This is a genomic window from Kribbella sp. NPDC026611 (genome assembly GCF_040638345.1).
Classification (GTDB): Bacteria; Actinomycetota; Actinomycetes; order Propionibacteriales; family Kribbellaceae; genus Kribbella.
In genome coordinates this window covers 336,746-363,010 of the sequence record NZ_JBEZYC010000002.1, presented here as the reverse complement: position 1 = coordinate 363,010, position 26,265 = coordinate 336,746, and the positions used below count along the sequence as shown (strand labels likewise).

Sequence of the window (26,265 nt, the reverse complement as noted above, 5' to 3'; positions counted from 1 at the left end):
GCACCTCGTTGGTCGGAGACGGTCTCATCCGGACTGACGAACAGAACCACGCCGGATCGACAGCTCAGGAGATGATTTCGGTGAGTTTGAGGGCTTCGGTGGGGCCTTTGACGGCGATTTCGGCGACTTCGCCGATGTTGCGGACGTAGTACTTGTTGTCGATGACGCCGGGCTCGAGGGCGGTGGTTTCCTGGGTGCGGAGGGCGTGGTGGTAGCGGCCGAAGGTGGCGTTCAGGCTGATGACCTTGAAGACGTCTTCGGCCTGGCCCGCGTACCACTCCTGGCGGAAGTAGCGGCCGAGTTGGGGATGGGCTTGCATGACGACGCCGGGTTGGGCGCCGTCGACGCCGGCGTGGAAGGTGCCTTCGCGGCTGACGACCCGGCCGTGCGCATCGAGTTCGGCGGTGTCTTCGCCGAAGTACCAGACGTTGCCGCAGCGGTCCTGGGCGAAGTAGTCGCTGGTCCGCTCGGCCAGCACGTTGTCGAGGTACAGCCGGTCCTCGACGACCCGCGTGCGGACGCCGTCGATCACTCTGGTCCGCGACGTGGTGACGACGAGGTCGAGAGCGGCCTGGCCTTCCCGGGTGCCGGTGTAGACGTAGGTGCGGCCAACCTTCAGCGGGTACCAAGGGTTGGTCACGTGCGAGGAGAAGTGCGATGGCTTGATCCGCGGATGGTACTGGCTGCCGGGACCGAACACCGGTAGCGGACAAACCGTGTGGGCCGAGGCGTCGGTGGCCGGCAGTACTGCGAAGACCGCGGCGACAGCGAGGGTGAGCCGGGCGAGAATCATCGAGCTTTCCTTTGAACGAATTGGATGAGGGCCGCCGCACCGAGGAGTGCAGGTACGGCGATGGCGACCGGCAGCGTGCCGGCCGTGTCGAGCGTCTGGCGTCGCGCCACGGTGACGCGTACAGGCGGTCCGACGACGAGCCGGCCGTTCTGCTGGATGAGGACGACGTACACCACGAACCGGCCCGGGTTGACGGCCTGGAACTCCCAGTCCAGGGCGGTGTTCGCGCCGGCCGGCACCGGCTGCGTGACGTCGTGGATCCAGTCCTCGAGATCGACGTACACACCGTCGAGGCTGACGACGTTGAGATGGGCCGTCGCCGGTCCGGACTGGCTCACGACCGACTCGACGGACAGGGTCTGTCCGGTGGTCGCGGTGAGCTGGTCGGGGTCCATCGTGATCGTCGGATCGGCAAGCGCCACCAGGGCAAGGAGGTTCATCGTGACCCCGCAGTCAGTCGCACGAGCCGGGGCCCGGCCACGATCAGGATGCCGACGGCAACGACAACGGTTGCGACCGGCGACGCCAGGTAGCTGAGGTCATGCGTCCAGCCGCGTCGGTTGACGAGGATCTGGGCGATGTAGTGCAGGGCCGAGCCGATCGGGTTGATCCGCGTGATCGCGTCGCCGACGCCGGTCCTGGGGAGCGCCGGCAGCTGGGTCGGGGCGAACAGCACCAGCAGCAGCAACAACCCGGACGCCAGACTCGTCTTCACCGAGTTGGTGATCCCGCTGACGACCAAGGCGATACCGCTGAGGCCGACAGCGACCAGCGTCCCGACGGTGAAGAGAAGCAGCGCGGCCTGACCGGCGCCCGCGACACCACGCCCGAGGACCCAGACGTAGGGCAGGGTGACGAGCAGGCACGCCACCCACATCGTCGACGCCGCGACGAGTTTGCCCACCACGATCCCGCGCCGCGGTACCGGCGTCAGCAGCAGACCCTCGAACGTACCGCGTTCACGTTCGCCGCTGATCGCGTCCGCGCTGACCACGACGGTCAGCAGTACGCCGACTGCCAGCCCGACCTGGACGGTCAGGTTGACGGCCTCACGCTGCTCGAGGAAGTTCATCGCCCGGTTGGTCGCGGCCAGGTACGTCATCGCGCTGAGCAGCACGCTGAACCCGAACACGAGCACCGGTCCGCGGCCGGCGATCCACAGGTCCCGGCATTCCTGCGCGGCGACCCTAATCATGGGTTAGCCGTAGGAATGCGTCGCTCAGGCTGCTGCCCGCTCGGACCTCGTCGATCGACCCGGCCGCCCGGAGCGTGCCGCGGTCGAGCACGAGCACCCGGCCACAGACCTGCTCGACCTCGGCCAGCAGATGCGTGGACAGGACAACCGTCGCACCACGGTCGGCAGCGAGCCGGCCGATGAGGTCGAGGATCTCGCGTTGCCCGGCCGGGTCCAGACCGAGCGTCGGCTCGTCCAGGAACACGACTGACGGCTCGTTGACCAGCGCCCGCGCGATCCCGAGTCGTTGCCGCATGCCCCTGCTGTACGACGCGATCCGGCCGCCGGCCCGATCGCCGAGCCCGACGTCGCCCAGCAACCGGTCCGCGGCCGCGCGTGCGGACCGGCGATCCTGGCCGAACAGCCGTGCCATGTAGCGCAGGTACTCCGCGGCCGTCTGCCGCTCCGGATATCCGGCACTCTCCGGGAGGACGCCGATCCGTTGCCTGATCCGATGCGGCTGATCGCCCGGGATCCCGGCGACGGTGAAGCTCCCGCCGCTCGGTTCGAGGATCGTGGTGAGCAGCCGGATCGTCGTCGTCTTGCCCGCGCCGTTCGGCCCGAGCAGCCCGATCACATCGCCCGGTTCGGCCGTGAACGTCAGCTCGTCGAGCGCCTGGCGTCCGCCGTACCGCTTGCTGAGGCTGATCGCCTCGATCGTTGCCGTCATGGGGCCGACGGTAGGACCGGGCGGCTGAATCCCGCCTGAACGGTGCATTCAGCCGGAGTTCAGCCAGAATGAAGGAGGATGGGCGGGGAGGTGACGGATGCGAGCCCTGGTGGTGGAGGACGAAGTACGCCTGGCTGCGGGGCTGCGCAACGGTCTCGAGGCCGAGGGGTACGCCGTCGACGTCGCGCTCACCGGGACCGACGGGCTCTGGTTCGCCCGCGAGCACGGGTACGACGTCGTGCTGCTGGACCTGATGCTGCCGGAGATCGACGGCTTCGAGATCTGCGCGACGCTGCGGGCCGAGCGGGTCTGGACCCCGATCCTGATGCTGACCGCGCGCGACGCCGACAACGACCAGGTCCGGGCGCTCGACACCGGCGCCGACGACTACCTGACCAAGCCGTTCTCGTACGCCGTTCTGATCGCGCGTCTCCGCGCTCTGGTACGCCGCGGCGCCGCGGAACGCCCCGTGATCCTGGAAGCGGGCGGGCTCCGGCTGGATCCGGCCAGCCGGCGCGCTTGGCTGGCCGATGCGGAGCTCGTGCTGACCGCGCGCGAGCTGGCCCTGCTGGAGTTCCTGATCCGGCGGAGCGGGCAGGTGGTGTCCAAGCGAACCATTCTGGAACACGTCTGGGACTACGACTTCGAGGGCGATCCGAACATCGTCGAGGTCTACATCCGCCGGCTGCGGACCAAGCTCGGTCCGGCGGCGATCACGACCCTGCGCGGAGCTGGGTACCGCCTGACCGATTGACGAGGGTTCGCGATGCGCCTGCGGGTGACGTTGACCGCCGTACTGGTACTCGGTGTCGCGCTGGTCGCCGGCGCCTTGGTGCTGGTCGCCCTTCTTGGGTCGGTGCTGACCGACCAGGTCTGCCAGGAGGCTCGGGATCGTGCGGTGCAGCTGAGCTCGAGCGCCGAACGGGTCCCGTCCACGAGCTCGGAATTGGTCCAGTGGACCGACCGATCCGGCGCGCTGCCGGGCGGAGGCAGTCCGCTGGCGACGCCGGGGACCGGGTGCGTGAAGGTCGAACCTGCCGGGTACTCCGAGGACTTCGTCTTCAGCGCCGCGCCGCTCGCGTCCGGCGGTCAGGTGATCGTGGGACAGCCGTTGGTCGACGTACTGGACTCCACGCGCTTCGTCAGCCAGGTCCTCGTGATCGGGGTGCCGTTGATGATGCTGCTGGTCGGTGGCGTGACATGGATAGTGACCGGGCGGGTCTTGGCGCCGGTGACTGCGATCCGGACCGAGGTCGACGGGATCACTGCGTCCGAGCTGCACCGCCGGGTTCCCGCCGTTCGGAAGGACGAGATCGGGCGGCTGGCCAGGACGATGAACGGGATGCTGGACCGGCTGCAACGGTCACACGATGCCCAGCAGCGATTCGTGTCCGACGCATCGCACGAGCTGCGGTCACCGATCGCCGCGATCCGTCAGCACGCCGAGGTCGCCCAGGCGCATCCGGACCGGACGAACGTCACCGAGCTGGCGGCCACGATTCTCGCCGAGGATCTGCGGATGCAGTACCTCGTCGACGACCTCCTGCTGCTGGCCCGCTCGGACGAGGACCATCGCCCGCCGCCGAACACCCCGGTGGACCTCGACGACCTGGTCCTGGCCACGGCCCAGCGGTTGCGGTCGGCAACCAACCTCACGATCGACACGACGGCCGTCTCCGCGGGTCAGGTCCGTGGTGACGGAACCGCACTGTCGCGGATGATCCACAACCTCGCCGACAACGCGGCGCGGTCTGCCCGGACCCGGATCGCCTTCACACTGACCGAGGACGCCACCACTGTCATCCTCACGGTCAGCGACGACGGTCCCGGCATTCCACTCGCTGACCGGAGCCGTGTCTTCGACCGCTTCGTTCGGCTGAACAGCTCCCGCTCACGCGAGTCGGGCGGCGCCGGGCTCGGCCTGGCCATTGTGGCGGCGATCGTCGAACGCCACCACGGCACAGTTGCCATCGGCACTTCCGCCGCCGGCGGCGCGCTGCTGGAGGTCCGGATGCCCAGGCTGACCGCCGAGGCGGGCGGCGAGCTTGGTGAGGAAGGGCATCAGGACGTTGGCCATGAAGATCACCAGCACGCCGCTCAGGATGAGGGCGCGGACCGGCATCGGTAGCTGGTTCAGGCGGTGGCCGAGGACGAGGGTCAGCGTCACGACCAGGAGGAACGCGACCAGCCACGCGGCCAGTGTCATCGACAGGCGGATCCAGATGCGGCGGGCAAGCGACGGGCTCATATCGTCAGCGTAGGACCGGGGATCGGTATAAGACCAAGACAGGTTGCCTATGCTTGCCAGAGCGTTTCCTTATGGCAGAGGATGAGCGATGGACCTGCGGCAGCTTTCGTACTTCGTTGCGGTGGCGGAGGAAGGGCAAGTGACGCGGGCGGCGCGCCGGGTGTTGGTGGCGCAGCCGGCGGTGAGCGCGCAGTTGCGGTCGCTCGAGCGCGAGCTCGGTGAGCCGTTGTTCGTGCGGGACCCGCGAGGCGTGCGGCTGACGGACGCGGGGGAGACGTTGCTACCGCACGCCCGGGCTGCGCTGGCGTCGGCCGAGCGGGCACGCGATTCGGTCCGGTCGCTGCGTCGCCTCGAACACGGCCGGCTCCGAGTCGGTACGTCGGGACCGATGGAGGCCGGGCTGATCTCGTTGCTCCGGGAGTTTCACGCGACCTACCCGGCGATCGACCTCAGCATGGTCGAGCGGCACAACCAGCCACTGATCCAGGAGTTGGCCAGCGGCGAATTCGATGTCGCGATGATCGGGCTGCGCGACGTTCCGCCGCCGTACCCGCTGCGGACGCTGGCCGTCGGGGTCGAGCCGTTGGTGGTCGTGGTGCCGCGCGACCATCACCTCGCTCACCGCAAGACCGTCGCGGTGGCGGAGTTGGAGGGCGAACCGATCGTCACCTTGATCCGCGAGAGTGGTCTGCGGCTGGTGCTCGAGGATGCCTGCGGCAAGCAAGGTTTCAGCCCGCGGGTCGTCGTCGAGACGGGCGAGCTCAGCACGCTGGTGGCCCTGTCCGCGGCCGGACTGGGCATCGCGGTGGTGCCACGGCCGAGCGTGGGAGACGCGGACGTCGCCGTACTGCGTCTCACCCGTCCGAGCCTGCAACGTCGGACCGCCCTCGCCTGGAACCACGAAAACCTGACTCCCGCCGCCAAGGAGTTCCTGGTGCTGGCCCGTCAGCACTTTGCGGGGTAGCGTCCGAAGCCGTGATCAACGGAGCCCATGTCATCGTGTACAGCCAGGACGCCGACGCGGATCGCGCGTTCCTCCGCGACATCCTCGGCGCCAAGTCCGTCGACGCCGGCGGCGGCTGGCTGATCCTGCAACTCCCGCCGGCGGAGGTCGCCGTCCATCCTGGGGAGGCTCCGAAGCACGAGCTCTACTTCATGTGCGACGACATCGAAGCCACCATCGCCGCTCTGACCGAGCAGGGCGTCCGGTTCACTACCCCGGTCAGCGACCAAGGCTGGGGCAAGCTCACGACGATCCGCTTGCCGGGTGGCGGTGAAGTAGGCCTCTACGAGCCCCGACACCCAATCGCCTACGACCTCTAGACCCGACGCTCCCACCCTGCCTACTATTCCGTTGGACGATATAGCGTGGCACGGAGTAGTGGGGGAGCGATGGATGGTCTGGGCCGGTTCGCCGAGCCGAGTGTGCTGATCCTGACGAGTCTCGCGGGTGGGCCGAAGCACGGGTACGCGCTGATCAAGGAGATCGAGGAGCTGGCCGGGACCGTGGTCGGTCCTGGCACTCTGTACGCCGCACTGAACCGGCTGCTGGAGCGCAAGCTGATCGAAGCACTGCCGGAGGAGGACCGTCGGCGGCCGTATCAGCTGACCGCGGCCGGGGCGCAGGCGCTGCGCGCGTACCTGGAGCAGGCGCGGCGGCTCAGCACGGTCGGCCTCAAGCGGTTGACGGCGTTCGCATGAAGCGCCTGCTGCGGTTGTACCCGAGGTCGTGGCAGCGCCGGTACGTCGAGGAGCTCCAGCGACTCCTCGACGACCTCGAACCGATGCGCCGCACTCGACGCGCTCGCGTGGCGTGGGACCTGGTGAGCGGCGCCGCGGACGCGCACCTGCGGGAAGTAGTGCCGGCGACGAGCACCGCACTGCGCCGCGCTCTCCTCATCGGCGGAATCGTCTGGGCCGCCCTGACCGTCGAGATCGTGCTGTCGAACGTGGTCTTCCCATCAACAGACGACAACGACGGCCTGTCCGTCCTGATCGCCTACCTGACCATCTTCGCCGCCTGCACGCTGATCGGCGTCCTGACCGCAAGGCAAACGCCCGACTGGCGCACCTTCGCCCTGGCCGGCGCAGTGGCCGGCGCGATGATCGGAGTGCTGACCATCGCCACCTTCGCCGCAGTCGACAACCTCTTCATCACCACCATCGGCCGGCAGCAGGTCAAACTCGACGGCCTGGCGAAGAGTGGGCTCCCCTCCATGCGCGCCTACCTCAACCGGAACCTCCTGACCGGACTGCTCCTCCTCCCCGTCCTCCTGTCCCTGACCGGAGGTGCCCTGGCCACACTTGGCGGGCACCTCGCGGGTCTCAGGCGTGCAGCGTCGGGCGGTAGATGAGTTCTTGGGTGCGCCCGTCGAAGGTCCGGGTTTCGACGAGGTCGAGGTCGAAGTCTTCGGCGCCTTCGAAGATCGGTTCTACGCCGGTTCGGCCGGCGATGACCGGGAAAATGGTCACCTGGACGAAGTCGACCAGGCCGGCGGCCATCAGGGCCCGGTTGAGGGACAGGCTGCCGTGCGAGCGGAGCGGGACGTCGGACTCCTTCTTCAGGCGGGCGATGACGTCGACCGCGTCGCCGGTCAGGATCGTCACGTCCGGCCAGTCCTGCGGGCCCTCCAGGGTTGACGAGACGACCGTGGTCGGCAGTTTCCGCAGCGCCGTGTTCTCCCGGTCGAGCGCTTCGTCCGGGACCTTGCTCGAGCTGATCATCTCCACGAACAGCCGGAAGGTGTTGGCCCCCAGGACCATCCGCTGCTCGGCGTCGTACAGAGCGGCCCGCCGGTCCAGGAACTCCGGCCCCTGCTTGCCCCAGTAGCCGCCCCAGTCGGCGTTGTCGTACGACGCGGAGCCGTCGAGGCTGGAGTAGACGTCGAAGGTGTAGACGGCGGTCATAGCGCGCTCCCTGAATGCATTCGGCGGCCCCGGCGGCCCCCCTCTTGCCTCTGCGTCGAACGAATCGGCCCGGAATCGACATCATCGCCGAAATCCGATCAGTTGGAGTGAGCGTTTCCTGTCGGCGCCACACCGCCGGACCTAGCGTCGTCCCACCGCTCGCACTCGCGAAACGAGGGATGCATGTCCGAGCCACTCGCCGATCTCCGCCTGCGCGACTTCGCCCCGGTGTCGATGATGACCGCCCAGACCACGCACGTGACCGAGCCCGCCGCCCCGATCGTTGACGTCCACAACCATCTCGGCCGCCGCCTGACCGGAGTCTGGCGGGCGCCGGATCCGGACGCCCTGATCGCGATGATGGACGCCACCGGCGTCGCCACCATCGTGAATCTCGACGGCGAATGGAGCGACGAACTCGAGGCCAACCTCGATCGCTACGACCGCAAGCACCCCGGCCGGTTCGTCACCTTCGCCCGGGTGGACTGGAGCGATACGTCCACACCGGGCTGGGGCGATCGGATGGCAGTCTCACTCACCGACTCGGTACGCCGCGGAGCGGCCGGACTCAAGCTCTGGAAGGACATCGGGCTCCGGGTCCGCGACGAGCGGTCGGAGCTGATCTTCCTCGACGACGAGCGGCTGGAGCCGTTGTGGGACGCGCTGGCCGAGGCCGGCGTCCCCGCGCTCATCCACACCGCCGACCCGGCCGCCTTCTTCGAGCCGCTGGACGCCCGCAACGAGCGGCTCGAAGAACTGCTGCGGCACCCCGACTGGCACTTCTACGGACCCGAGTTCCCGCCGCTCCAGCGCCTGCTGGACGCGTTCGAGGCCGTCATCGCCGCGCATCCGCGGGTGCGTTTCATCGGCGCGCACGTCGGCTGCCTGGCCGAGAACCTCGACTGGGTGGAGCAGATGCTCGACCGCTACCCGAACTACCGCGTCGACATCGCCGCGCGGATCGCCGAGCTCGGCCGGCAACCGCGGCGTACCAGAGCGCTGATCGAGCACCACCCGGACCGCGTCCTGCTCGGGACCGACTGCGCGCCACCCGAGCCCGCCGACTACCACCTGTACCTGCGATTCCTGACCAGCTCCGACGAAGCCTTCGCGTACTCGACGGAGCACCCACCCCCGACCGGCCGCTGGACGATCTCGGGGCTCGGGCTCCCGGACGACCTCGCCGCGAAGGTCGAAGGAGACAACGCCCGCGCCTTCATCCCGGCCCTCACGGCGGGGACGAGCGATGGCTGACTACGACCTGATCGTCATCGGCGGCGGCATCGTCGGCGCCAGCGCCGCCCTGGCCGGTGTCCGGAAGGGCGCGCGGGTCGCGCTGATCGATGCCGGGCTGGCAGGCCGCGCAACCGACGCGGGCGCGGGCATCGTCTCGCCGGTCGCACTCGACCGGGGCGAGCAACGGCCGGAGTGGACCGCGCTCATCACCGAGTGCGTCGGGTACTACGAGAGCCTGCTGGCCGAGCTGGACGCGGTCGATCCGGCCGGCGCCGGTTCGGCGACGTACGAACAGGTCGGGGAGCTCGTCGTGGCCGACGACGACCCGCGCGAGCAGGCCGCTCTGGACGCTGTCGCCGAACGGCTCTCGACCCCGGAGGGACGCCGAGCCCACGGCATCACCAAGCCGGTCGAGCTCGTCGAGGACGTACGCACGTACTGGCCCGAACTGCGCGGTGACCTCCGCGGCCTGTTCATCACCGAGGTCGGCCGCGTCGTCGGCTCCCGGCTGCACGACCGCTTGCTGACGGCGGCTCGCCGCCGAGCACAAATCGACGCCGCGGCCGCGCTGGACATCATCCCCGGCGCCGGAGTCCTGGGCCCCACCGGAGTCCGCATCGGCCACCGCACCCTCAACAGCCAAGCAGTCCTGTTCGCCACCGGCGCCTGGGCCGCGGCTGACCTCGCCGCGTACGGCGTCAACGTCGCCGTCCGCCCGATCCGCGGCCAGCTCGTCCACCTGCGCCTCGACGGCAGGCAAACCGGCATGCGCCCCGTCGTCAATACCCCTGGTGCCGGTTACCTGCTCGGATTCGACGACCGGATCGTCGCGGGCGCGACGCACGAGGACGTCGGATTCGACGCGCGCGTCACCGCCGGCGGGCAGCACGCAGTACTGCAGGCCGCTCTGGACCTGGCGCCCGGCCTGTCCGCCGCGACCGTGCTGGAGACCAGAGTCGGCCTCCGCCCCGCCACCAGCGACGGACTGCCGCTGGTCGGAGCAGTCGCGCCGGGAGTCCACGTCGCGACCGGCCTGGGCGCCTGGGGTCTGACGCTCGGTCCGCTGCTCGGTGAGCTGGCGGCGCAGCACGCACTCGGCGATCAGTTGCCGGAGCGCCTCGAATTCCTCAACCCGGGTCGTCCCCTCCCGAAGGAGTCCTGATGAGATCAGTACGACGCATCCTCAGTTTGTTGCTCGTGGCACCTTTGGTCGCGGCCGCGGCCTGCTCGGGCGATGCCAAGCCCAGCGGCGACGACGCGCACGTCACGCTCACCTACGCCATCTGGGACCAGGCCCAGTCGGCCGCAATGAAGCAGATCGTCCAGGAGTTCCACGCCAAGCACCCGAACATCGACGTCCAGGTCCAGGTGACGCCCTGGGAGAGCTACTGGACCAAGCTGCAGACCAGCGTCACCGCCGGCACCGGCCCGGACCTGTTCTGGATGACGATGGTGTACGCGAAGTACTACGCCACCGGCGGCGGTATCGCACCGCTCGACGACCAGATCAAGAAGTCGAAGCTCGACCTGGGCGCGTACGTGCCCGCGGTCACCAAGGCGTACACGTTCGACGGCAAGGTGTACGGCGTACCGAAGGACGTCAACGGGTTCGGGCTCTGCTACAACAAGGCGCTCTTCGACGCCGCGAAGGTGAAGCACCCGGACGCCTCCTGGACCTGGAACGACGTGGTCACCGCGGCGCAGAAGCTGACCAACCCGAAGAAGGGCGTCTACGGGTTCGTCGCGCCCGAGGCGGACGAGCTGAGCTGGTACCTGACCGTGCCACAGGTCGGTGGACAGGTGATCTCGCCGGACGGCAAGAGCTCCGGGTACGACCAGGACGCGACGATCAAGGGTATCCAGTTCTGGACCGACATGATCACGAAGTACCACGTCTCGCCGACGCTGCAGCAGACGACCGACACCGACCCGCTCGCGATGCTCACCTCCGGCAAGGTCGCGATGCGGTACTGCGGTTCCTGGGAGCCGGAGGAGATCGCCGCCGTCCCGTACGGCAAGGCGAACATCGATGTCGCACCGCTGCCGGCCGGACCGGACGGGAACCGGAACTACTACAGCAACGGCCTCGCGAACAGCATGTCCGCGAAGACGAAGCACCCGGACCAGACCTGGGAGTTCCTGCAGTTCCTCGGCTCGGACCGGGCGGCCGAGATCCAGGCGAAGACGGGCACCGTGATTCCGGCGTACCAGGGCCACGCCGACGCCTACGCCAAGGCGATGCCGGAGTTCGACCTGCAGGTCTTCGTCGACCACCTGAAGTACGCCCAGCCGTTCCCCGCGTCCACCGACACCGCGGCCTGGCGGGACGCAGCCACGAAGCAGTTCGCGGACGCCTGGACCGGCAAGGTACCCGTCGCCGACGTCTCCCGAAAGGTGGCCGAGACGATGAACCAGGCCTTGGCGAAGGAGAAGAAGTGAGCGGGCCCGGCACAGCCACCGCGCCGGCCGACCCGCTGACCGGCAAGCCGGCCGGCGAGCGGGCCCGGGCGGCTCGCCGGCCGCCACCGCCCACCCGGGACAGCGGCTGGTGGGCAGCGATCCTGCTCCTGCCGGCCGCCGCCGGACTGCTGATCTTCGAGATCTGGCCGACCTTCCAGACGATCTACTACTCCTTCACCAGCTGGGGAGCGTTCGGCGGGCACGCGTGGTCAGGGCTGGAGAACTACCGGACGCTGATCGCCGACTCCGATGTCTTCCACGCGATCGTCAACACGGCGATCATCAGCGCGATCTCGCTGCTCGCCGTACCGCTCTCGGCCGTGGTGGCGGCCTTGCTGAGCCTGCCCGGGATGCGCGGGGTCACGATCTACCGGACGCTGTACTTCCTGCCCGTGGTCACCCTGCCGGCCGCGGTCGCGCTGACCTGGAAGTACCTGTTCAACGGCGACTACGGGCTGATCAACTGGCTGCTGTCCAAGGTCGGCATCGACGGCCCGCACTGGCTGTCCGACCCGGCCACCGCGATCTTTGCCATCAGCATCGTCGGGGTCTGGGGATCGATCGGCTACAACATGGTGATCTTCCTGTCCGGCATCCAAGGCATCCCGTCCGACTACTACGAGGCGGCCGAGCTGGACGGTGCCGGGCGGGTGGCGCAGTTCTTCCACATCACGGTCCCGCTGCTGACACCGTCGATCTTCTTCGTCACGGTGATCACGGTGATCAACTCGCTGCAGGCCTTCGACCTCGTGTACCTGATGGTGGGCGCGACGAGTCCGGCGATCACCAGGACCGAGACGCTGGTCTTCCTCTTCTACCAGCGCGGGTTCGCCGAGCACGACGGCGGGTACGCGGCCGCGATCGGCGTCCTGCTGCTGCTCGCGACGCTGATCCTGACCGCGGCCCAGTTCAGGCTGCAGCGGAGGTGGGTCCACTATGGCTGAGTCGACGAAGCGGCGGGTCAGGCACCCGGTCGCGCACTTGGTGCTGTGCGTCGGAGCGATCTTCATGGTCGGGCCGTTCCTCTGGCAGCTCTCGACGTCGCTGCAAACGTTCGGTGAGTCGGTCAGCGTGCCGCCGACGTTCCTGCCGACCTCGCCGCAGTGGTCGAACCTGTCGACGGTGTTCGGTGCGTTGCCGTTCGGCCGGGAGCTGATCAACACGACCGTGATGACGATCGCGCGAACGGTCGGTCAGGTGCTGTTCAGCGCGCTCGCCGGTTTCGCGTTCGCGCGGATGCAGTTCCGCGGGCGCGGTGTGCTGTTCGCGATCTTCCTCTCGGTGACGATGGTCCCGTACCAGGTGTTCCTGCTGCCGCAGTACCAGATCATGCAGAAGCTGGGACTGCTGAACACGCTGGTCGCGTTGTTCCTGCCCGGCATGTTCAGTGCCTTCGGCACCTTCCTGATGCGGCAGTTCTTCCGGCAGCTGCCGCTGGAGATCGAGGAGGCGGCCCGGATCGACGGTGCGAACGTCTTCCAGATCTTCTGGCGGATCATGCTGCCGATGGCGGCGCCCGGCATGATCGCTCTCGGCGTCCTCGTGATCATTTGGTCGTGGAACGATCTGCTCTGGCCACTCGTGGTGAACTCGGATCCCCGGCAGATGCCGGTGTCCGCCGGCCTGGCCAGCCTGCAGGGGCAGTACACGACGAACTTCCCGGTGCTGATGGCCGGGTCGCTGGTGGCCAGCCTGCCGGTCATCGTGGTCTTCATCGTCTTCCAGCGCCAGCTGATGAGCGGTATCGCGTTCTCCGGGGTCAAGGGCTGATCCGGGCGAGCCGCACGGTCACCCCGAGCGCCTTCAGCCCGGCGAGCTCGTCCGGATCCGCCGACGCATCGGTCACCAGGACGTCGATGGCCGATGCGTCGGCGACCTTGGCCACGGTCGCCTGACCGATCTTCGAGCCGTCGGCAACCACCATCAACCGGTGCGCGTGCGACACCATGGCGTGGTTGGTGCGCGCCTCGGTCGGGTCGTGGGTGGTCACGCCGTGGGCGACGCTCACCCCGTCGGCGCCGAGGATGGCCAGGTGCACGCTGATGCCGTTGAAGGCGCTCTCGGCCAGGCTGCCGACGAGCTCGAACGAGTTCGCCCGGATCACCCCACCGGTCATGATCACCTGCAGGTTCGGCCGGGCGGCGACCGCGGCGGCGGTGGTCAGCGCGTTCGTCACGATCGTCAGCCGGCGCCGGCCGCCGAGCTCCCGCGCGACCTCGGCCGCGGTCGAGCCGCCACCGATCGCAACCGCGAGCGGCCGGTTCGACGGCAGCAGGGCAGCCGCCGCGATGCCGATGGCGTGCTTGGTCCGCGGGCGTTTGGTGTCCCGGAGCCGGACCGGCAGCTCCGGACCGGTGGCCGGCCGGGCGCCACCATGGGTCCGGGAGATCAGTCCCTGCTCCTCGAGATGCGTCATGTCGCGGCGCAGCGTCGCGGGTGACACCTGGAGCTCGCGGCACAGGCAGTCGACCGACATCAGACCGCGCTGACTCAGTAGGTCGAGCATCTCTACCAGCCGCTGGGTGCGGCGGGGCGACGGTTGCCAAGAGCGCACCGCTGGCGGAGCTGTCGTACCCATGAAGCTCACCTCACTCGAGTGGTCTCCCGACTGCGATCTGGCTCAGCGGTTCACCAGCCAGGGCCGCCGCGTAGAGCGCCGCGCCGACCACTGGGCTGTACTGCGGTTCGCGTAGTTCGTAGCTGTCTGCGAGTCGTGCTGTGAACGCCTGCAGGATCTCGGGCGCCGTGAGTACGCCGCCCGAGTACGACACCGGCACCGTTCCCGTGAAGCGCAACCGGGTGCGCGTGGTCTCCACCAGCCGGACCAGCTCGGTTGCCGCTGCATCGACAATTCCCTGAGCAGCGACATCTCCAAGCCGGGCAGCCTCGACGACGACCCGTGACAACGCGGCCACCTCACGCCGGCTGCCTCGCCACCGGTTGAGCACCACGTCGATCAGATCGAGATCGGCGGCCAGCTCGAGATGCTTCCGTAGTACATCGAGCAGCGGCCCGGCCGGCAGCCGCCCGTCGCTCATCTGCGTGAACGCCTGCAACCCCCGCACGCCCATCCAGTAGCCGGACCCCTCGTCGCCGAACAGTTCGCCCCAGCCACCGACGCGGACGCCGAGCTCGCCGTTGCGCCCGTACGTCATCGACCCGGTCCCGCTGATCACGTTGATACCGTCGGCGAGTCCGAGCGACCCAGCCCATCCGCACACCATGTCGTTGTCGCACCGGTACCGGTCGTGTCCGAGCACTGCGCGTGGGGCGGCATCGAGCACCGGTACGTCGGCCGACACCTCGCCGTACGCCGGGAGCCCGAAGAACGCCGACGTGATCTCCGCCGGGCGAACACCGGCCAGCGCGCAGAGCTCGGACACCGCAGCGGTCAGGACACGTTCGACCAGCGCGACGCCCTCCTCGCAGCTCGCGTCGAGGTAGTAGCAGCTCGGCGCCGTGGTCTCGGCCAGGACCTCGCCGGCGGCGTTCACCAGGCACAACGCCGTACCGGACCCGCCGCCGTCGACCCCGAGGTAGAGGTTCACGGCTGCAGCGGGTGGATGGTGACGCCCTGGACGACGCGGTTCACCTCGCCGTCCGGGAACGGGTTGTCGGGGGTCCGGCCGAGTGCGACCGAGAAGCGCAGCGCGAGCAGCTGAGCGATCACGACGTACGGCAGCGCGAGGGGCGCGTCGTTCACGTCGGCCACGCCGTCGATCTGCAGGACGCTGTCCCGGGCGCTGTCCTGGGCCTTCGGTTGGGCGCTCGGTTGGGCGTCGACGACCAGCACGTTGTCGTCGCCGATCGCGGTGCGGAGCTCGGTCGCGATGTCCTGGTCGTACTGTCGGGTGTAGGGATCATTGGACAGGTAAACGACCGCCAGCGTGCGCTCTTCCAGCACAGCCTTCGGCCCGTGCCGGAAGCCGAGCGGTGTGTCGTAGTAGCTGACGACCATCCCGGCGGTGAGCTCGAGAAGCTTCAGGGCCGACTCGCGAGCAAGGCCGGCAAGCGCGCCACTGCCGAGGTAGACGATTCTGGCGTAGTGGCGGCCGGTGTACGGCGTCAGCTCTTCGGCGCGGGCGAGGACCTGTTCGGCCGCGGCGGCGAGCTGGTCAGCGAGCTGGAGGTCCTGCTTCGGCGCCAGCACCAGCCAGGCGGTCAGCAGCATCGAGGTGAAGCTCGACGTCATCGCGAATCCTCGGTCATTGGTTGCCGGGGGCATCAACAACACGAGCGCCGTCGGGTCGTCGGTGTGCGTTCGGGCCAGTTTGCCGTCCGCGTTGCAGGTGATGACCAGTTGGTGGACCGATCGCAGGCAGGTCACCGCAAGCTCCGTGGCGGCGACACTCTCGGGGCTGTCACCGGACCTGGCGAACGAGACCAGCAGGGTCGGTACGTCTTCGGCGAAGATCTCCTGCGGGTTCGACACGATGTCCGTGGTCGCGATCGCGTCGACCCGGCGGCGGAGGCTTCTCGACAGAGCCGGAGCCAGGATCTGACCCGCGAACGCCGACGTCCCGGCGCCGGTCAGGACGATCCGCAGGTCCGGCTGCGCGAGCACCGGCTCGAGGAACTCCTCGATCTGCGTCGATCGGGCCGCCAGCATCGCGGCTGTCTCGCGCCACACCGCGGGTTGCTGCTGAACTTCTTGCAAGGTGTCGGTCATGCGGACACCTCGGCCGGGGCGAAACGGTCGAGCAGCGGACCGTGCGCATCGATCGCGTCGTCGAGGATGCCGGTGGCAACGGTCAGGCTGTCGACGAGTGGGTCGAGGACCAGCGCCTGCAGGGCGAGTGCGCGATCTCCGGTCAGCGCCGCCTGGACGGTGATCTCCTGCTGTTGCGCGCGGGCGGACAGCACAGCGGCGATCCCGTCGGGCAGTGGTCCCACGCCGAGGCCGATGATGCCGGCGGCGCCGACGACCGCTGGTACCTCGACGACGGCTGTCGACGGGAGGTTCGGGATCTTGCCCTCGTTCGGCAGGTTGACCGCCAGCTCGACATGGTCGTTGCCGGTGACAATGGCTTCGGCGATCCCGACCAGGCGTTCCGCTTCCTGGTTGTCGGTCCGGGGGAGTGGGGCCTTGCCATCGGCCTGCGCGTGCAGCTGCTCCCAGAGGTCGTCCTTCTGGCCGATGTACCGCATCGTGGCATCGCGTCCACCCTGCAGGCCCCAGGGCAGGTTGTTCTCGTCGGCGCCCCTGAGGTAACCACCGAAGAACTCGGCGACGTGCCGGTCACCCGGTGCGGGGTACCGGCCGAACGTCCGCATCAGATCCGCCGAGACCGCGAGGTGAACGCCTTCCTCACCGGTCGATGGCGCGTCGATGTCGCCGGCGCGGTCCTCGACGAGCCGGCGCAGGGCCGGGTACACGTCCTCGGTGCCGTGGCGGAGGTCGAGCAGCCAGCAGAGGTGGTTCAGGCCGGCGAAGATCGCGCTCAGCTCGCCGTGGCCGTAACCGAGGTCGGCGGTCAGCTTGGAGAGGGTGTGCATCGTGCCATGGCACAGTCCGACGGCGCTCAGCCCGGTTTCGACTGTGATCGCACGAACATTTGCGGTCAGCGGGTTCGAATAATTGATCATTTGCGCCTCGGGCGCGAGGTCGGCCACGTCGCGGGCGATCACCACGAGCTCGGGGACGTGCCGCAGAGCTCGCAGTACGCCGCCCGGACCGACGCTGTCGCCGACGGTCTGCGCGATGCCGTACTTCGCGGGTACCTCGACGTCGGCGCGCCAGCCGGCGGCGGCACCGACCGCGATCGTGGTGGTGACGAACCGCGCGTGGGGCAAGGCCTCGCGCCGGTCGACGTGCGGGACGAAGGTGAGGTCGGCGCCGCGCTCGGTCGCGATCCGGCGGCCGACCTTGGCCATCGTTTCGGCCGCATCACCGTTCAGATCGACCAGGTGAACGGTCCAGCCGTCGAACGTCCTGCTGGCCGCGAGGTCGGTCATCAGGCCAGGGGTGAAGACAGTGCTGCCGGCGCCGATCAGGACGATGGATTTGTCGCTCACGAAGATTCCCCTCTATTTGGTGCTGCCGGCCAGCAGGCCGTTGACGATGTAGCGGTTGAAGGCCAGCGCCAGTGCGGCCGGGACGACGATCGCGAGGACGCCGGCGGCGTTCAGCAACGTTGACGGCACCACGTGCCGGCCTTGAAGCGCGGCGATGACGACGGTCAGTGGCTGAGTGGACAGGTCGCTGGACAGTACGAGCGGGAACAGGAACTGACCCCACGCGAACAGGAACGTGATCAGCGCAGTCGAGATGATGCCCGGCCGGGCCAGCGGCAACAACAAGTGCCACAGGACCTGGAGCCGCCGCGCGCCGTCGACCAGCCCCGCCTCCTCGATCCCGTCGGGCAGACTGGCGAAGTAGTTGTGCAGGATCCACGTTGCCAACGGCAAGAATCCGGAGACGTAGACGAGGACGATGCCGGTATAGGTATTCACCAGACTGAAGGTGCTCATGATCCGGTACAGCGGGATCAGCGTCGTGTACGCCGGGAACGCCATCGTGGCCAGCACGGCGTAGAAGAGGACGTTCCTGCCGCGGAACCGCATTCGAGCGAAGGCGTACGCCGCGAGCGTCGCGAGCACCACCGTCACGATGGTCGCCGCCCCGCACTCGATGACGATGTTCACGGCTGACTGCCGGACCTGTGCCGGGATGTCGCTGTCTCCGGAGAGGAGGGTGCTGTAGTTCTGCAGGGTGGCGTTCGTCGGGAGGTAGTGCGCGGGTCGCGCCCGGGCGTCGGTCTCGGTCTGCAGGCTGGTCTTGATCGCCCAATACACCGGTCCGAGCGACCAGATCAGCAGGAGCGCGACCCCGACGCCGCGCAGTCCGCTACGTCGCTTGGTCATAGTTCGACCCTCCGGTAGACGAGGCGGACGACGACCAGCGAGATCAGCAGCGTGACGATGGTGATCAGCAGGGACAGCGCGTACCCCTTGCCGAAGTCGAGGTCCTGGAAGCTGATGAAGTAGGTCTGCATGGTCACCGACGCGCCGGTGTTGGCTGCGCCGTTCAGCACGTAGGGCTGGTCGAACACGTTCAGCGTGGCGATCACGGCCTGCACCATCGTGACCGCGATCCCGGGCCTGGCCAGCGGCAGCGTGATGCGGCGGAACGCGCCCCACGCCGAGCAGCCGTCGATCTGCGCGGCCTCGTAGAGCTCGCTCGGGATCAGCTGCAGCACGGCCAGGATCAGCAGCACGGACAGCGGCGCGATCTGCCAGACCTGGACCAGCTCGATCAGGGCGATCGTGAGCAACCGGTTCTGGCCGAGCAGTACGGCGTTGCCGTCGCTGAGGTGCAGTGACGACAGCACGCTGTTGATCAGGCCCGCGTTCGGGTCGAAGATGCCGGTCCAGAGGATGCCCTCGACCACGCCGGGCATCGCCCAGGGCAGGATCAGGATCGCGATCACCAGGCTCCGGCCGCGGAACGGCCGCTGCAGGACGACCGCGGCTGCGATACCGATCAGCGTGGACAGGGTCACGCCGATCACGACGTACAGTGCGGTGTTGCCGAGGCTGCCGATGACCGCGTGGTCCTTGGCGAGCCGGACGAAGTTGCCGAAGCCGTCGAACCGGGTCGGTGGGTCCAGCGCGTCGACCTTGTAGAAGGACTGGACGATGGTGAACACCGCCGGTACCAGCGCCAGGCCGGCGATGAAGATCATCACCGGGGCGACGAGCAGGTACGGCAGGAGGTCGACGCGGGACCGGCGTACCGGCTTGAGGCCTGGGGCCGGTCCCGTCGTGCTGACCTCGGCCGTCGTGGTCACCGTCACGACCCGGCCGCCAGCTGGTTGGCGGTGTCGCCGATCGTCTTCATCGCCTGCTCGACCGACATCGAGCCGGTGGCCGCGGCGTGCAGGTTGGTGTAGACCGCGTTGGAGAACTTCGGGTACCAGGACGGGGCGCCGCCCTCGAAGACCGGCTTCGAACCCTGCAGCATCGGCACCAGCTCCGCGCCACCGATCAGGCTGCCCTTCGCGGTCATCTGCTTGACCGCCGACAGGTGCGACGGGATCGGGTACGTCGCGAACGCCTTCTCCGGACCGTTGACGCCGGCGAAGTCGGCCTGCTGCTGGGTCGCGGTGAACCACTCGATGAACTTCGCGGCGGCGGCCGGATACTTCGCCTGCTTCGGGATCCCGATGCCGTCCGGGTTGCTCAGGTTCGCGGTCGGGCCGTCGGCGCCCGGCGTCGGGATGTACTTCACCTTGCCGACGACCGACGACGACTTCTTGATGTTGTAGAGCGTGCCGACGTTGCCGGAGTAATCGGAGAACGTGCTCGCGACCTGGCCCCGGGCCATTAGGTTCTGCATGCCCTGCGAGTCGGTGACGTTGATGTTGCCGGGCGGGACGAGACCAGACTTCAGCGCGTTCACCATCCAGTCGGCGGCCTTGTAGCCGGGCGAGTCGGGGCTGGTGAACTGCGGCTTGCCGTCCTTGTCGAGGACCGTGCCGCCGAACGCGCCGGTCGTCTCGTACCAGTAGGTCGACAGGCCCTCCGCCGCCGCGAACGGGATGTTCAGCGGGTGGTCGGCGATGCCCTTGGCCTTGATGGTCTTCAGCCCGGTCGTGTACTCGTCGATGGTCTTCGGCGCCGGGTTGACGCCCGCCTTCTGGAACAGGTCGGTGTTGACGGTCGTGACCATGAACGACGCGTCGTACGGGATGCCGACGACGTGCCCGTCGACGGTGAACGAAGCGAGCTGCGGTACGTCGGCCTGCATCGCCTTCGTGTCGACGTACGAGTCCACCGAGTAGAACCAGCCGAGCTTGCCGAGCTGCCCGACCCGGGACCAGTCGACGTCGGTCGCGTCGGCGAAGTACGTCTTCGCGGTGGCGGCAGCCGAGATCTTGTTCTGCAGGCTGTCCCAGTCGATGTTCACCCAGTTGACGGTGATGCCGGTCTGCTGGGTGAACGCGTCCAGCGCGGCCTTCGGCGGGGCGTCCGAGGCGAGCGCGACGGTGATCGTGACACCGGAGGTCTGGGTCGATCCGCCGCTGCTCTGCTTGTTCCCCGACCCGCCGCAGCCGGCGACGACGAGGGCCAGACTCGCGATGACTGCCGGCAGTTTTGTGGTCCTCAGCATGGTTGCTCCCAGGGTCTTGCGCGGTGCGCAGTTGCGCATCGCTCCATGCGCGAATGTGGTGCGAAGGTAGTTCGAAAGAAAACTAACGGTCAAGGATTTCGTATACATGCGCAGGGATTTGCGCAAGTGCGCAGTTGGTGCGCAGCTTGCGCCGTGCTTGTAGGGTGCCGCTGTGCGGAAGTCCGAGCGGTTGAGCGAGATCCTCGATCAGGTCGGCCGGCAGGGCACGGTGGACGTCACCGCGCTGGCGGCCGCGCTCGGCGTTTCCGGCGCGACCATCCGCCGCGATCTCCAGACGCTCAGCCGCGGCCAGCTGCTCGTTCGCACCCACGGCGGCGCGGTGTCCAACGAAGCGGGCGACGAGAAGCCGACCCGGGTCAAGGCAGCGATGCGGCAGCTGGAGAAGCGCAACATCGGCCGCGCTGCCGCGGCGCTGGTAGAGGACGGCGCGGTCGTCGGCATGACCGGCGGGACCACCACCCTCGAGCTGTCCCGCGCGCTGGCCCAGCGACGCGGCATCACCGTCGTCACCAATGCGATCAACATCGCCGCCGAACTGGTCGGCCACTCCGGCATCCGCCTGGTCCTCATCGGCGGCATCGCCCGTTCGTCGTACGAGCTGGTCGGCCCGGCCGCCGAGGCGATGCTCGCCAACTACCACCTCGACATCGCGTTCATCGGCGTCGACGGCCTGACCCCCGAGGAAGGCTGCACCACGTACGACGAGATGGAAGCCCAAACCGACCTGGCCTTCCTCCGCCGGGCCCACCGCAGCGTCGTCATCACCGACAGCTCGAAAATCGGCCAAGTAACCTTCGCCCGAATCAGCCACCTCAGCGGCGTCACGGACATCGTCACCGACCGCGGTGCCCACCCAGACCAGGTGACCGCCCTCCGCCAAACCGGCGTCCGCGTCACAACCGTCTGAGCCCAGGTCGGCCGCCGGCCAGTGTTTCCGGTGCTCACTCGAGCTCTTGCGATCGTCCGATCGTCGGAGCATCGTCAGGAGTGGGGTGGTGCAGATGGCTGATGGCAGTCGCGGGGCGCCGTGGGGGATTGTGGCCCTCGACATCGTGTGGATCGGCGGGTTGGGGTTTCTGCTTCTCAACTACTTGAATGACCCGCACTCGTGGACCAACGACGTGCTTCCGCATGATCCCGTGGGCGGTCTTGTTCCGTTGGTGGTGCCGTGGGCGGGTGCGTTGGGTGGTACGACGATCAGCCTGACCGGGGCGGCGAAGCACGCGGGGCACTGGCTCAGCCGGATGACGATCTGGCATCTCATCCGGCCGGTTCTCGGTGCTGTGATCGGCACGCTCGCCTACCTGATGGTGGCGATCGTGCTGCGGACCGCGGGCGGGATCTCGGACGGCACCGACATCGGCAAGCTAGGGCCGGTCGCCTATGGACTGTTCATGGTGATCGCCTTCGTCGCAGGCTTTCGTGAGTCGGTGTTCCGCCTGCTCATCAGCCGGGTCGTGGACGTGATCATCGGCCCGGGCGACACTGCCGTCGACATCAGTTACGCGGTTGATCACGAGGTCCTGGACTTCGGGAAGTTCGACGGCGCCGAGGCCCAGACGAGAACGGTGCGGATCCTCAACACCGGCACGGCGGTGCTCAGCCTGGACAAGAACTGGGCGCAGCTCGAGCACGAGACCGCAGCGCCGAAGTCGGGCTTCCAGCTCGACGGAAGCGCGAGCAGCACCGGCCGCATCCCGGTCAACGGCTTCCGGAAACTCGACGTCAAACTGACACCGACGACGGCCAACACGGACTACGTCGACACCCTGCGGATCGACGTGAGCGGAATGCAAACCGTCGTCTCCGTCAAGGCCCACCGCGACAACTAGCGCCCGCTCTGAGCAAGCTGGTCAGACCAGACGATGACCTGCCCGCGCTGGGCGATGCGGTCGGATGTCGACGCGTTGTAAGTCGGTTTGTTCGTGGAGGGACTGGACGGCAGCCACCGCGGCGGCCTCGGCGAGTACGCAGAAGCCCGGCTCCATGCGGGTGACCGCGTAGGCGACGTGGGTGGCCGAGAGCCAGACCGGACCAGCAGGTTGCCGCAGGCATCCTGTTGGGTACGATCGCGGCTCCGGAAGGCTCGCGAGCTGTTTGTCGAGAGCAACGACACGCTCCAGACGATTGCGGAGGGCTGCGGTTATCGCAGCGCGTTCTACCTCAGTCGGGGCTTCAGTAACCACGCCGGTCAGTCACCGTCGGAGGATCGCCGCAGCAACCGCGTTTAGGGCTTGGCGCCGCTTCGTTGGCGGTAGTAGTGGGTTTTGGAGCGGTTCCGGGCGCCGCAGTCGTTGGGTGCGCACCAGCGGCGGTTGTGGCGGGGCGAGGTGTCGAGGTAGAGCCAGCCGCACGTGTCGTCCGCGCACTGCTTGAGGTTAGGCGTGCCGGCGAGGAGGAGTTGGACGCCGTCGCGCGCCGCGCGGAGCATGATGGTCCGGCCGTCGACGTACCGCTCGGTGGGTTGCCAACGGCGTTGCGGATCGACCTGCAGGTCGGTGCGCTGCCACCACTCGCGGTAGAGCTCCGTGAGTCGGGCGGCGCTGTCGGAGTCCGCGTGCAGTACTGCGTTGTAGATGTCTTCGCGCACGCTGCGCAGGCCAAGCAGGAGGCCCTCGGCCAGTACGGTTTCTGCCTCCGTGCAGAGGCCGAACTCCCAGGCCCAGCGCAGCGCGCTGTCGTCGTCCACGAGTTTGTCCGCCCAACGCTGTGGATCCAGTCTCCAGGCCACGGTGTTCACCAGGTCGAGCGCGCGGTGTCCGCCCAGCGCGGAGAACTCCTCACGGGCATTTCCTGGTTCAACCATAAGAAAGAGGGTACCTGATGGGTGAACCGATAAACACCCGTAAGGAGTGACGATGCAACTGCCCAGGGGAGTCATCGACTCGGTACCGGTGGCGGTCGCGACTGCTCCCGTCGGCATCACGTTCGGTGTCCTGGCGGAACCGGTGTTCGGAGCCTGGCCGGCGGTGCTCATGTCGATGCTGATGTGGTCAGGCGGCGCGCAGTTCGCCGTCCTGAGTGTGCTCAGCGGCGGCGGGAGCTTGCTGCTCGCCGGTACGGCGGCCACGGTCACCAACGCGCGCTACCTGCCGATGGGTTTCGCGATCGCGCCCTCGATGGGTCGATCGCTGATCGGACGGGTGCTGACCGGCGCGTTGGTGGTCGATGCGTCATTCGTGATCGCTCGAAGGGACAACGGGCGGTTCGACATCAATGCGATCGCGTGGGCAGCGCCTCTGCAGTACGCCGCCTGGGTCGGCGGCACCGCCGTGGGTGTCATCGGTGCCGGCTCGCTGGGCGATCCGGACCGGCTGGGACTGGACGTGATGTTTCCGGTCTTCTTCCTCGGCCTGCTTCTCCCCGAGCTCCGCGGACCCAACTGGCGAGCGCTCCTGGTCGCGTGCCTCGCCGCGGTGATCGCCCTCGCGCTGACCCCGATCACGCCGACCGGCGTACCCGTGATCGCCGGCGCCCTGACCGCCTTGATCGGCCTCCGAAAGGAGCACAAGTCATGAACACCTGGATCTTGATCGTCGCCGTGGCCGCCGCGACCCTGCTGCTCAAGGTCGCCGGACCGGCAATCGCCGGTGGTCGCCGGCCGCCGGAGGCGCTGACCAGAGTCATCGAGCTGTTCGCGCCTGCACTGATCGCGGCGCTCATCGTGACCAGCACCCTCACGACCGGACACCGCATCGTCATCGACGCCCGCCTGGCCGGGCTGGGAGCCGGCTTCATTGCTCTCGTGTTCCTTCGAGTCCCTCTTCTGGCCGCGGCGCTGCTGGGAGCGGCCACCTGCGCCGCCCTGAGACTCCTTGGCTGACTCTAGTTTCGTCGGCGTCCCGACGGTGCTCGAGCTACGGGTGGTCGTGGTGACGACGTACGACGTTGACGAGACACCATCAGCAGTACGGCGGCCAGCCCGAAGAACAGCCCATCGGCCAGCAGGAGAACCACCTCGTTCACCAACCCCGCAACAAGCAGGCCGACCAACCACCCCCCAGAGCGAGCGCCACCACTACCTCGAGCCCCCGATCGACAAGCCCCTGATGACACCGCCGCCGCACCACCATGGGCGGATCCCCAGCCAGCACGCCCCGCAACGTACGACCGTCGGTCGGTGGTGCCGCAGACCTCGACACCACCGACTCGGGTGAGCGTTCAGCGACGGCGGCCCCAGCGACGCCCGGCCCCGATGCCGGCCAGGTGGAGCGCAATGCACAGCAAGCCGGCCATCAGCAACGTCTGAGGCGTGAACGCGTCATTTACTCTGGCGTTGGCCCAGTCCAGGATGAGGGCCAGCCCAAAGATCACAGCGGCGATGATCGCGAACATCGAGTGCTCCTTCGAACGATCGGGCGGAGTTGGTTGTCTTATACCCACCTCCCAATCACGCCACCTGTTGATCGACCGATCACGCGGAGATTCGTTTGATCGTTCGGTCGCGTTCGAGCTAGCTGGTACGCCAGGAGTGCTGCGGTTCGTAGCCGAGGAGCCGACGGGCCTTTTCGATCGAGAGCAGGGTTTCGTTGGGGCCGAACGGGCGTTTGACCGGTACACCGGGGAAGACCTCGGCCAGCAGTTCCTCGTTGGGACGCGACATGACCGTGTCCGCGTTGGCGACGATGAACACGTCCGTGCCGGTGACGTCGTACTCGAGCGACTTGCGGACCGCCTGGGCGCCGTCGCGGGCGTCGATGTAGCCCCAGAGGTTCCACTTGCGCGCCCGCGCGTCGGCGTCGAACGACGGGAAGTTCGCGTAGTCCTCGGGGTACATGACGTTCGAGAACCGCAGCCCGATCAGCTTGAGGTCCGGATGCCAACGGCACAGCTGCCGGGCCAGCTCCTCCTCGAGCGTCTTCACCAGCGAGTATGTGCTGTTCGGCCGCGGCGGGTAGTCCTCGTCCACCGGCACGTACGGCGGGAACTCGTCGAACGGCAGCCCGAGCACGGTCTCGCTCGACGCCCACACGATGTTCCGGACGCCGGCCCGCAGCGCTGCCGAGAACACGTTGTACGTCGCGGTCATGTTGTTCTGGAACGTCGCCGCGTTCGGCCGCAGCCCCGGCGCCGGGATCGCGGCCAGATGCACGACCGCGTCGACACCGTCGTGCCGATCGTCGATCCCGGCGATCGCCTCGTACGTCTGGCCGAAGTCGGTGAGATCCAGCCGCGTCGACGTCACGTCACCGCGGGCCGGCGGCGCCTGGTCAAGAGCGACCACGTCCCACCCGTGCTCCGCGAGGTGATCAACCACCGCGCGCCCCAACTTCCCACTACTTCCGGTCACCGCTACTCGTGCCACCGCCCCATCGTCGCAGAACCAGACCAAATGAGATGCCCCATGCTCAACCGGCGGACCGGAGGTGGGACACGAGTGCTGCGGTGATTGGTTGTTTGGATGAGCGTTCGACGTAGAGGAACTGGCCGGCTGGGTTGACCCCGAACAAGACGTAGCTGCCGTCCGCGGTGAGTCTGTCGGAACGGTTTGCAGACGACGTTTCCCGCGTGGGCTTCCCAGAACGACCGCGCCTCTTCGGGTTCCTTCGTGATTAGGGTGTCGGGGATGATCTCGGGAGAGATC

The 26,265-nt window shown here is 68.1% G+C and carries 32 protein-coding genes; 16 read left to right on the top strand and 16 right to left on the bottom strand.

Features of this window, described 5'->3' with window-relative positions; genetic code table 11:
* Window positions 1-64: 64 nt before the first annotated feature.
* The 4 genes from AB0E69_RS07840 to AB0E69_RS07825 are packed head-to-tail and all read right to left on the bottom strand — an operon-like array spanning window position 65 to window position 2,697.
* Window positions 65-793 (bottom strand): hypothetical protein, encoded by a 729-nt coding sequence (locus tag AB0E69_RS07840; RefSeq protein ID WP_360141388.1) that lies wholly within the window; start codon window positions 791-793, stop codon window positions 65-67.
* Complete coding sequence (locus AB0E69_RS07835; RefSeq protein WP_360141385.1) at window positions 790-1,233, bottom strand: hypothetical protein; 444 nt, start codon at window positions 1,231-1,233, stop codon at window positions 790-792. Before AB0E69_RS07835 ends, AB0E69_RS07840 begins: the two co-directional genes overlap by 4 nt.
* Entirely contained in the window at window positions 1,230-1,988 is a 759-nt protein-coding gene (locus AB0E69_RS07830) for an ABC transporter permease subunit (RefSeq protein ID WP_360141382.1), read from the bottom strand. The genes AB0E69_RS07835 and AB0E69_RS07830 overlap by 4 nt, the downstream gene beginning before the upstream one ends.
* The gene (locus tag AB0E69_RS07825) at window positions 1,981-2,697 is read right to left on the bottom strand and encodes an ABC transporter ATP-binding protein (protein ID WP_360141379.1); all 717 of its coding nucleotides are present in this window, start codon (window positions 2,695-2,697) and stop codon (window positions 1,981-1,983) included. Before AB0E69_RS07825 ends, AB0E69_RS07830 begins: the two co-directional genes overlap by 8 nt.
* A 97-nt stretch (window positions 2,698-2,794) precedes the next feature.
* Between AB0E69_RS07825 and AB0E69_RS07820 the strand changes: the two genes are divergently transcribed.
* The 6 genes from AB0E69_RS07820 to AB0E69_RS07795 all read left to right on the top strand — a co-directional run bounded on the left by AB0E69_RS07820 (window position 2,795) and on the right by AB0E69_RS07795 (window position 7,299).
* Window positions 2,795-3,451: a response regulator transcription factor gene (locus AB0E69_RS07820; RefSeq protein WP_360141376.1), complete on the top strand. Its 657-nt coding sequence runs from the start codon at window positions 2,795-2,797 to the stop codon at window positions 3,449-3,451.
* 12 nt (window positions 3,452-3,463) lie between these two features.
* Window positions 3,464-4,825, top strand: a complete 1,362-nt coding sequence (locus AB0E69_RS07815; protein WP_360141373.1) for a HAMP domain-containing sensor histidine kinase — start codon at window positions 3,464-3,466, stop codon at window positions 4,823-4,825.
* A gap of 208 nt (window positions 4,826-5,033) precedes the next feature.
* Window positions 5,034-5,909 (top strand): LysR family transcriptional regulator, encoded by an 876-nt coding sequence (locus AB0E69_RS07810; RefSeq protein WP_360141370.1) that lies wholly within the window; start codon window positions 5,034-5,036, stop codon window positions 5,907-5,909.
* A gap of 11 nt (window positions 5,910-5,920) precedes the next feature.
* Window positions 5,921-6,268: a VOC family protein gene (locus tag AB0E69_RS07805; protein WP_360141367.1), complete on the top strand. Its 348-nt coding sequence runs from the start codon at window positions 5,921-5,923 to the stop codon at window positions 6,266-6,268.
* A gap of 69 nt (window positions 6,269-6,337) precedes the next feature.
* The gene (locus AB0E69_RS07800) at window positions 6,338-6,646 is read left to right on the top strand and encodes a PadR family transcriptional regulator (RefSeq protein ID WP_360141365.1); all 309 of its coding nucleotides are present in this window, start codon (window positions 6,338-6,340) and stop codon (window positions 6,644-6,646) included.
* Window positions 6,643-7,299 carry a hypothetical protein gene (locus AB0E69_RS07795; protein ID WP_360141362.1) on the top strand — a complete coding sequence of 219 codons (657 nt, stop codon included), beginning with the start codon at window positions 6,643-6,645 and terminating at the stop codon, window positions 7,297-7,299. The genes AB0E69_RS07800 and AB0E69_RS07795 overlap by 4 nt, the downstream gene beginning before the upstream one ends.
* Here AB0E69_RS07795 and AB0E69_RS07790 read toward each other — a convergent pair.
* A complete protein-coding gene (locus tag AB0E69_RS07790; RefSeq protein ID WP_360141359.1) occupies window positions 7,271-7,852 on the bottom strand; it encodes a dihydrofolate reductase family protein in 582 nt (193 codons plus the stop codon). The two genes, AB0E69_RS07795 and AB0E69_RS07790, sit on opposite strands and share 29 nt — an antisense overlap.
* A 183-nt stretch (window positions 7,853-8,035) precedes the next feature.
* Here AB0E69_RS07790 and AB0E69_RS07785 point away from each other — a divergent pair, with 183 nt between their 5' ends.
* Genes AB0E69_RS07785 through AB0E69_RS07765 form a run of 5 tightly spaced genes read left to right on the top strand, consistent with a single transcriptional unit; the run spans window position 8,036 to window position 13,318 of the window.
* Window positions 8,036-9,106 (top strand): amidohydrolase family protein, encoded by a 1,071-nt coding sequence (locus AB0E69_RS07785; RefSeq protein ID WP_360141356.1) that lies wholly within the window; start codon window positions 8,036-8,038, stop codon window positions 9,104-9,106.
* A complete protein-coding gene (locus AB0E69_RS07780; protein WP_360141353.1) occupies window positions 9,099-10,250 on the top strand; it encodes an FAD-dependent oxidoreductase in 1,152 nt (383 codons plus the stop codon). The genes AB0E69_RS07785 and AB0E69_RS07780 overlap by 8 nt, the downstream gene beginning before the upstream one ends.
* Complete coding sequence (locus AB0E69_RS07775; protein WP_360141350.1) at window positions 10,250-11,527, top strand: sugar ABC transporter substrate-binding protein; 1,278 nt, start codon at window positions 10,250-10,252, stop codon at window positions 11,525-11,527. Before AB0E69_RS07780 ends, AB0E69_RS07775 begins: the two co-directional genes overlap by 1 nt.
* Entirely contained in the window at window positions 11,524-12,492 is a 969-nt protein-coding gene (locus AB0E69_RS07770; RefSeq protein ID WP_360141347.1) for a sugar ABC transporter permease, read from the top strand. Before AB0E69_RS07775 ends, AB0E69_RS07770 begins: the two co-directional genes overlap by 4 nt.
* Window positions 12,485-13,318 (top strand): carbohydrate ABC transporter permease, encoded by an 834-nt coding sequence (locus tag AB0E69_RS07765; RefSeq protein WP_360141344.1) that lies wholly within the window; start codon window positions 12,485-12,487, stop codon window positions 13,316-13,318. The genes AB0E69_RS07770 and AB0E69_RS07765 overlap by 8 nt, the downstream gene beginning before the upstream one ends.
* Here the strand turns inward: AB0E69_RS07765 and AB0E69_RS07760 are convergent.
* Genes AB0E69_RS07760 through AB0E69_RS07730 form a run of 7 tightly spaced genes read right to left on the bottom strand, consistent with a single transcriptional unit; the run spans window position 13,308 to window position 20,660 of the window.
* Window positions 13,308-14,126 carry a DeoR/GlpR family DNA-binding transcription regulator gene (locus AB0E69_RS07760; RefSeq protein WP_360141341.1) on the bottom strand — a complete coding sequence of 273 codons (819 nt, stop codon included), beginning with the start codon at window positions 14,124-14,126 and terminating at the stop codon, window positions 13,308-13,310. The genes AB0E69_RS07765 and AB0E69_RS07760 overlap by 11 nt on opposite strands.
* Before the next feature lie 10 nt (window positions 14,127-14,136).
* Window positions 14,137-15,096, bottom strand: a complete 960-nt coding sequence (locus AB0E69_RS07755) for a BadF/BadG/BcrA/BcrD ATPase family protein (protein ID WP_360141338.1) — start codon at window positions 15,094-15,096, stop codon at window positions 14,137-14,139.
* Window positions 15,093-16,217, bottom strand: a complete 1,125-nt coding sequence (locus tag AB0E69_RS07750; RefSeq protein ID WP_360141335.1) for an SIS domain-containing protein — start codon at window positions 16,215-16,217, stop codon at window positions 15,093-15,095. The genes AB0E69_RS07755 and AB0E69_RS07750 overlap by 4 nt, the downstream gene beginning before the upstream one ends.
* Complete coding sequence (locus AB0E69_RS07745; RefSeq protein WP_360141332.1) at window positions 16,214-17,563, bottom strand: hypothetical protein; 1,350 nt, start codon at window positions 17,561-17,563, stop codon at window positions 16,214-16,216. The genes AB0E69_RS07750 and AB0E69_RS07745 overlap by 4 nt, the downstream gene beginning before the upstream one ends.
* 12 nt (window positions 17,564-17,575) lie before the next feature.
* Complete coding sequence (locus AB0E69_RS07740) at window positions 17,576-18,412, bottom strand: carbohydrate ABC transporter permease (protein WP_360141329.1); 837 nt, start codon at window positions 18,410-18,412, stop codon at window positions 17,576-17,578.
* On the bottom strand, window positions 18,409-19,338 hold the full coding sequence (locus AB0E69_RS07735; RefSeq protein ID WP_360141326.1) for a sugar ABC transporter permease: 930 nt from the start codon (window positions 19,336-19,338) through the stop codon (window positions 18,409-18,411). The genes AB0E69_RS07740 and AB0E69_RS07735 overlap by 4 nt, the downstream gene beginning before the upstream one ends.
* A gap of 2 nt (window positions 19,339-19,340) precedes the next feature.
* The gene (locus AB0E69_RS07730; RefSeq protein ID WP_360141323.1) at window positions 19,341-20,660 is read right to left on the bottom strand and encodes an extracellular solute-binding protein; all 1,320 of its coding nucleotides are present in this window, start codon (window positions 20,658-20,660) and stop codon (window positions 19,341-19,343) included.
* Window positions 20,661-20,832: 172 nt separating this feature from the next.
* On the opposite strand from AB0E69_RS07730, the gene AB0E69_RS07725 reads away from it, so the two are divergent.
* The gene (locus AB0E69_RS07725; RefSeq protein WP_360141320.1) at window positions 20,833-21,588 is read left to right on the top strand and encodes a DeoR/GlpR family DNA-binding transcription regulator; all 756 of its coding nucleotides are present in this window, start codon (window positions 20,833-20,835) and stop codon (window positions 21,586-21,588) included.
* A gap of 94 nt (window positions 21,589-21,682) precedes the next feature.
* Window positions 21,683-22,513, top strand: a complete 831-nt coding sequence (locus AB0E69_RS07720) for a hypothetical protein (RefSeq protein ID WP_360141317.1) — start codon at window positions 21,683-21,685, stop codon at window positions 22,511-22,513.
* Between the two features lie 21 nt (window positions 22,514-22,534).
* On the opposite strand, the gene AB0E69_RS07715 is transcribed toward AB0E69_RS07720, so the two are convergent.
* The gene (locus tag AB0E69_RS07715) at window positions 22,535-22,732 is read right to left on the bottom strand and encodes an FAD-dependent oxidoreductase (RefSeq protein WP_360143000.1); all 198 of its coding nucleotides are present in this window, start codon (window positions 22,730-22,732) and stop codon (window positions 22,535-22,537) included.
* On the opposite strand from AB0E69_RS07715, the gene AB0E69_RS07710 reads away from it, so the two are divergent.
* On the top strand, window positions 22,691-22,912 hold the full coding sequence (locus AB0E69_RS07710) for a helix-turn-helix domain-containing protein (protein ID WP_360142998.1): 222 nt from the start codon (window positions 22,691-22,693) through the stop codon (window positions 22,910-22,912). The genes AB0E69_RS07715 and AB0E69_RS07710 overlap by 42 nt on opposite strands.
* On the opposite strand, the gene AB0E69_RS07705 is transcribed toward AB0E69_RS07710, so the two are convergent.
* Entirely contained in the window at window positions 22,909-23,487 is a 579-nt protein-coding gene (locus tag AB0E69_RS07705; protein ID WP_360141314.1) for a CGNR zinc finger domain-containing protein, read from the bottom strand. The two genes, AB0E69_RS07710 and AB0E69_RS07705, sit on opposite strands and share 4 nt — an antisense overlap.
* Before the next feature lie 52 nt (window positions 23,488-23,539).
* On the opposite strand from AB0E69_RS07705, the gene AB0E69_RS07700 reads away from it, so the two are divergent.
* Together AB0E69_RS07700 and AB0E69_RS07695 are read left to right on the top strand one after the other, a co-directional pair.
* A complete protein-coding gene (locus AB0E69_RS07700; protein WP_360141311.1) occupies window positions 23,540-24,199 on the top strand; it encodes an AzlC family ABC transporter permease in 660 nt (219 codons plus the stop codon).
* Window positions 24,196-24,504 carry an AzlD domain-containing protein gene (locus AB0E69_RS07695; RefSeq protein WP_360141308.1) on the top strand — a complete coding sequence of 103 codons (309 nt, stop codon included), beginning with the start codon at window positions 24,196-24,198 and terminating at the stop codon, window positions 24,502-24,504. Before AB0E69_RS07700 ends, AB0E69_RS07695 begins: the two co-directional genes overlap by 4 nt.
* A gap of 338 nt (window positions 24,505-24,842) precedes the next feature.
* Here the strand turns inward: AB0E69_RS07695 and AB0E69_RS07690 are convergent, their stop codons facing one another.
* Entirely contained in the window at window positions 24,843-25,016 is a 174-nt protein-coding gene (locus AB0E69_RS07690; protein WP_360141305.1) for a hypothetical protein, read from the bottom strand.
* 118 nt (window positions 25,017-25,134) lie between these two features.
* Window positions 25,135-25,986, bottom strand: coding sequence for an NAD(P)-dependent oxidoreductase (locus tag AB0E69_RS07685; RefSeq protein ID WP_360141302.1), 852 nt, complete (start codon window positions 25,984-25,986; stop codon window positions 25,135-25,137).
* Window positions 25,987-26,265: the final 279 nt, after the last annotated feature.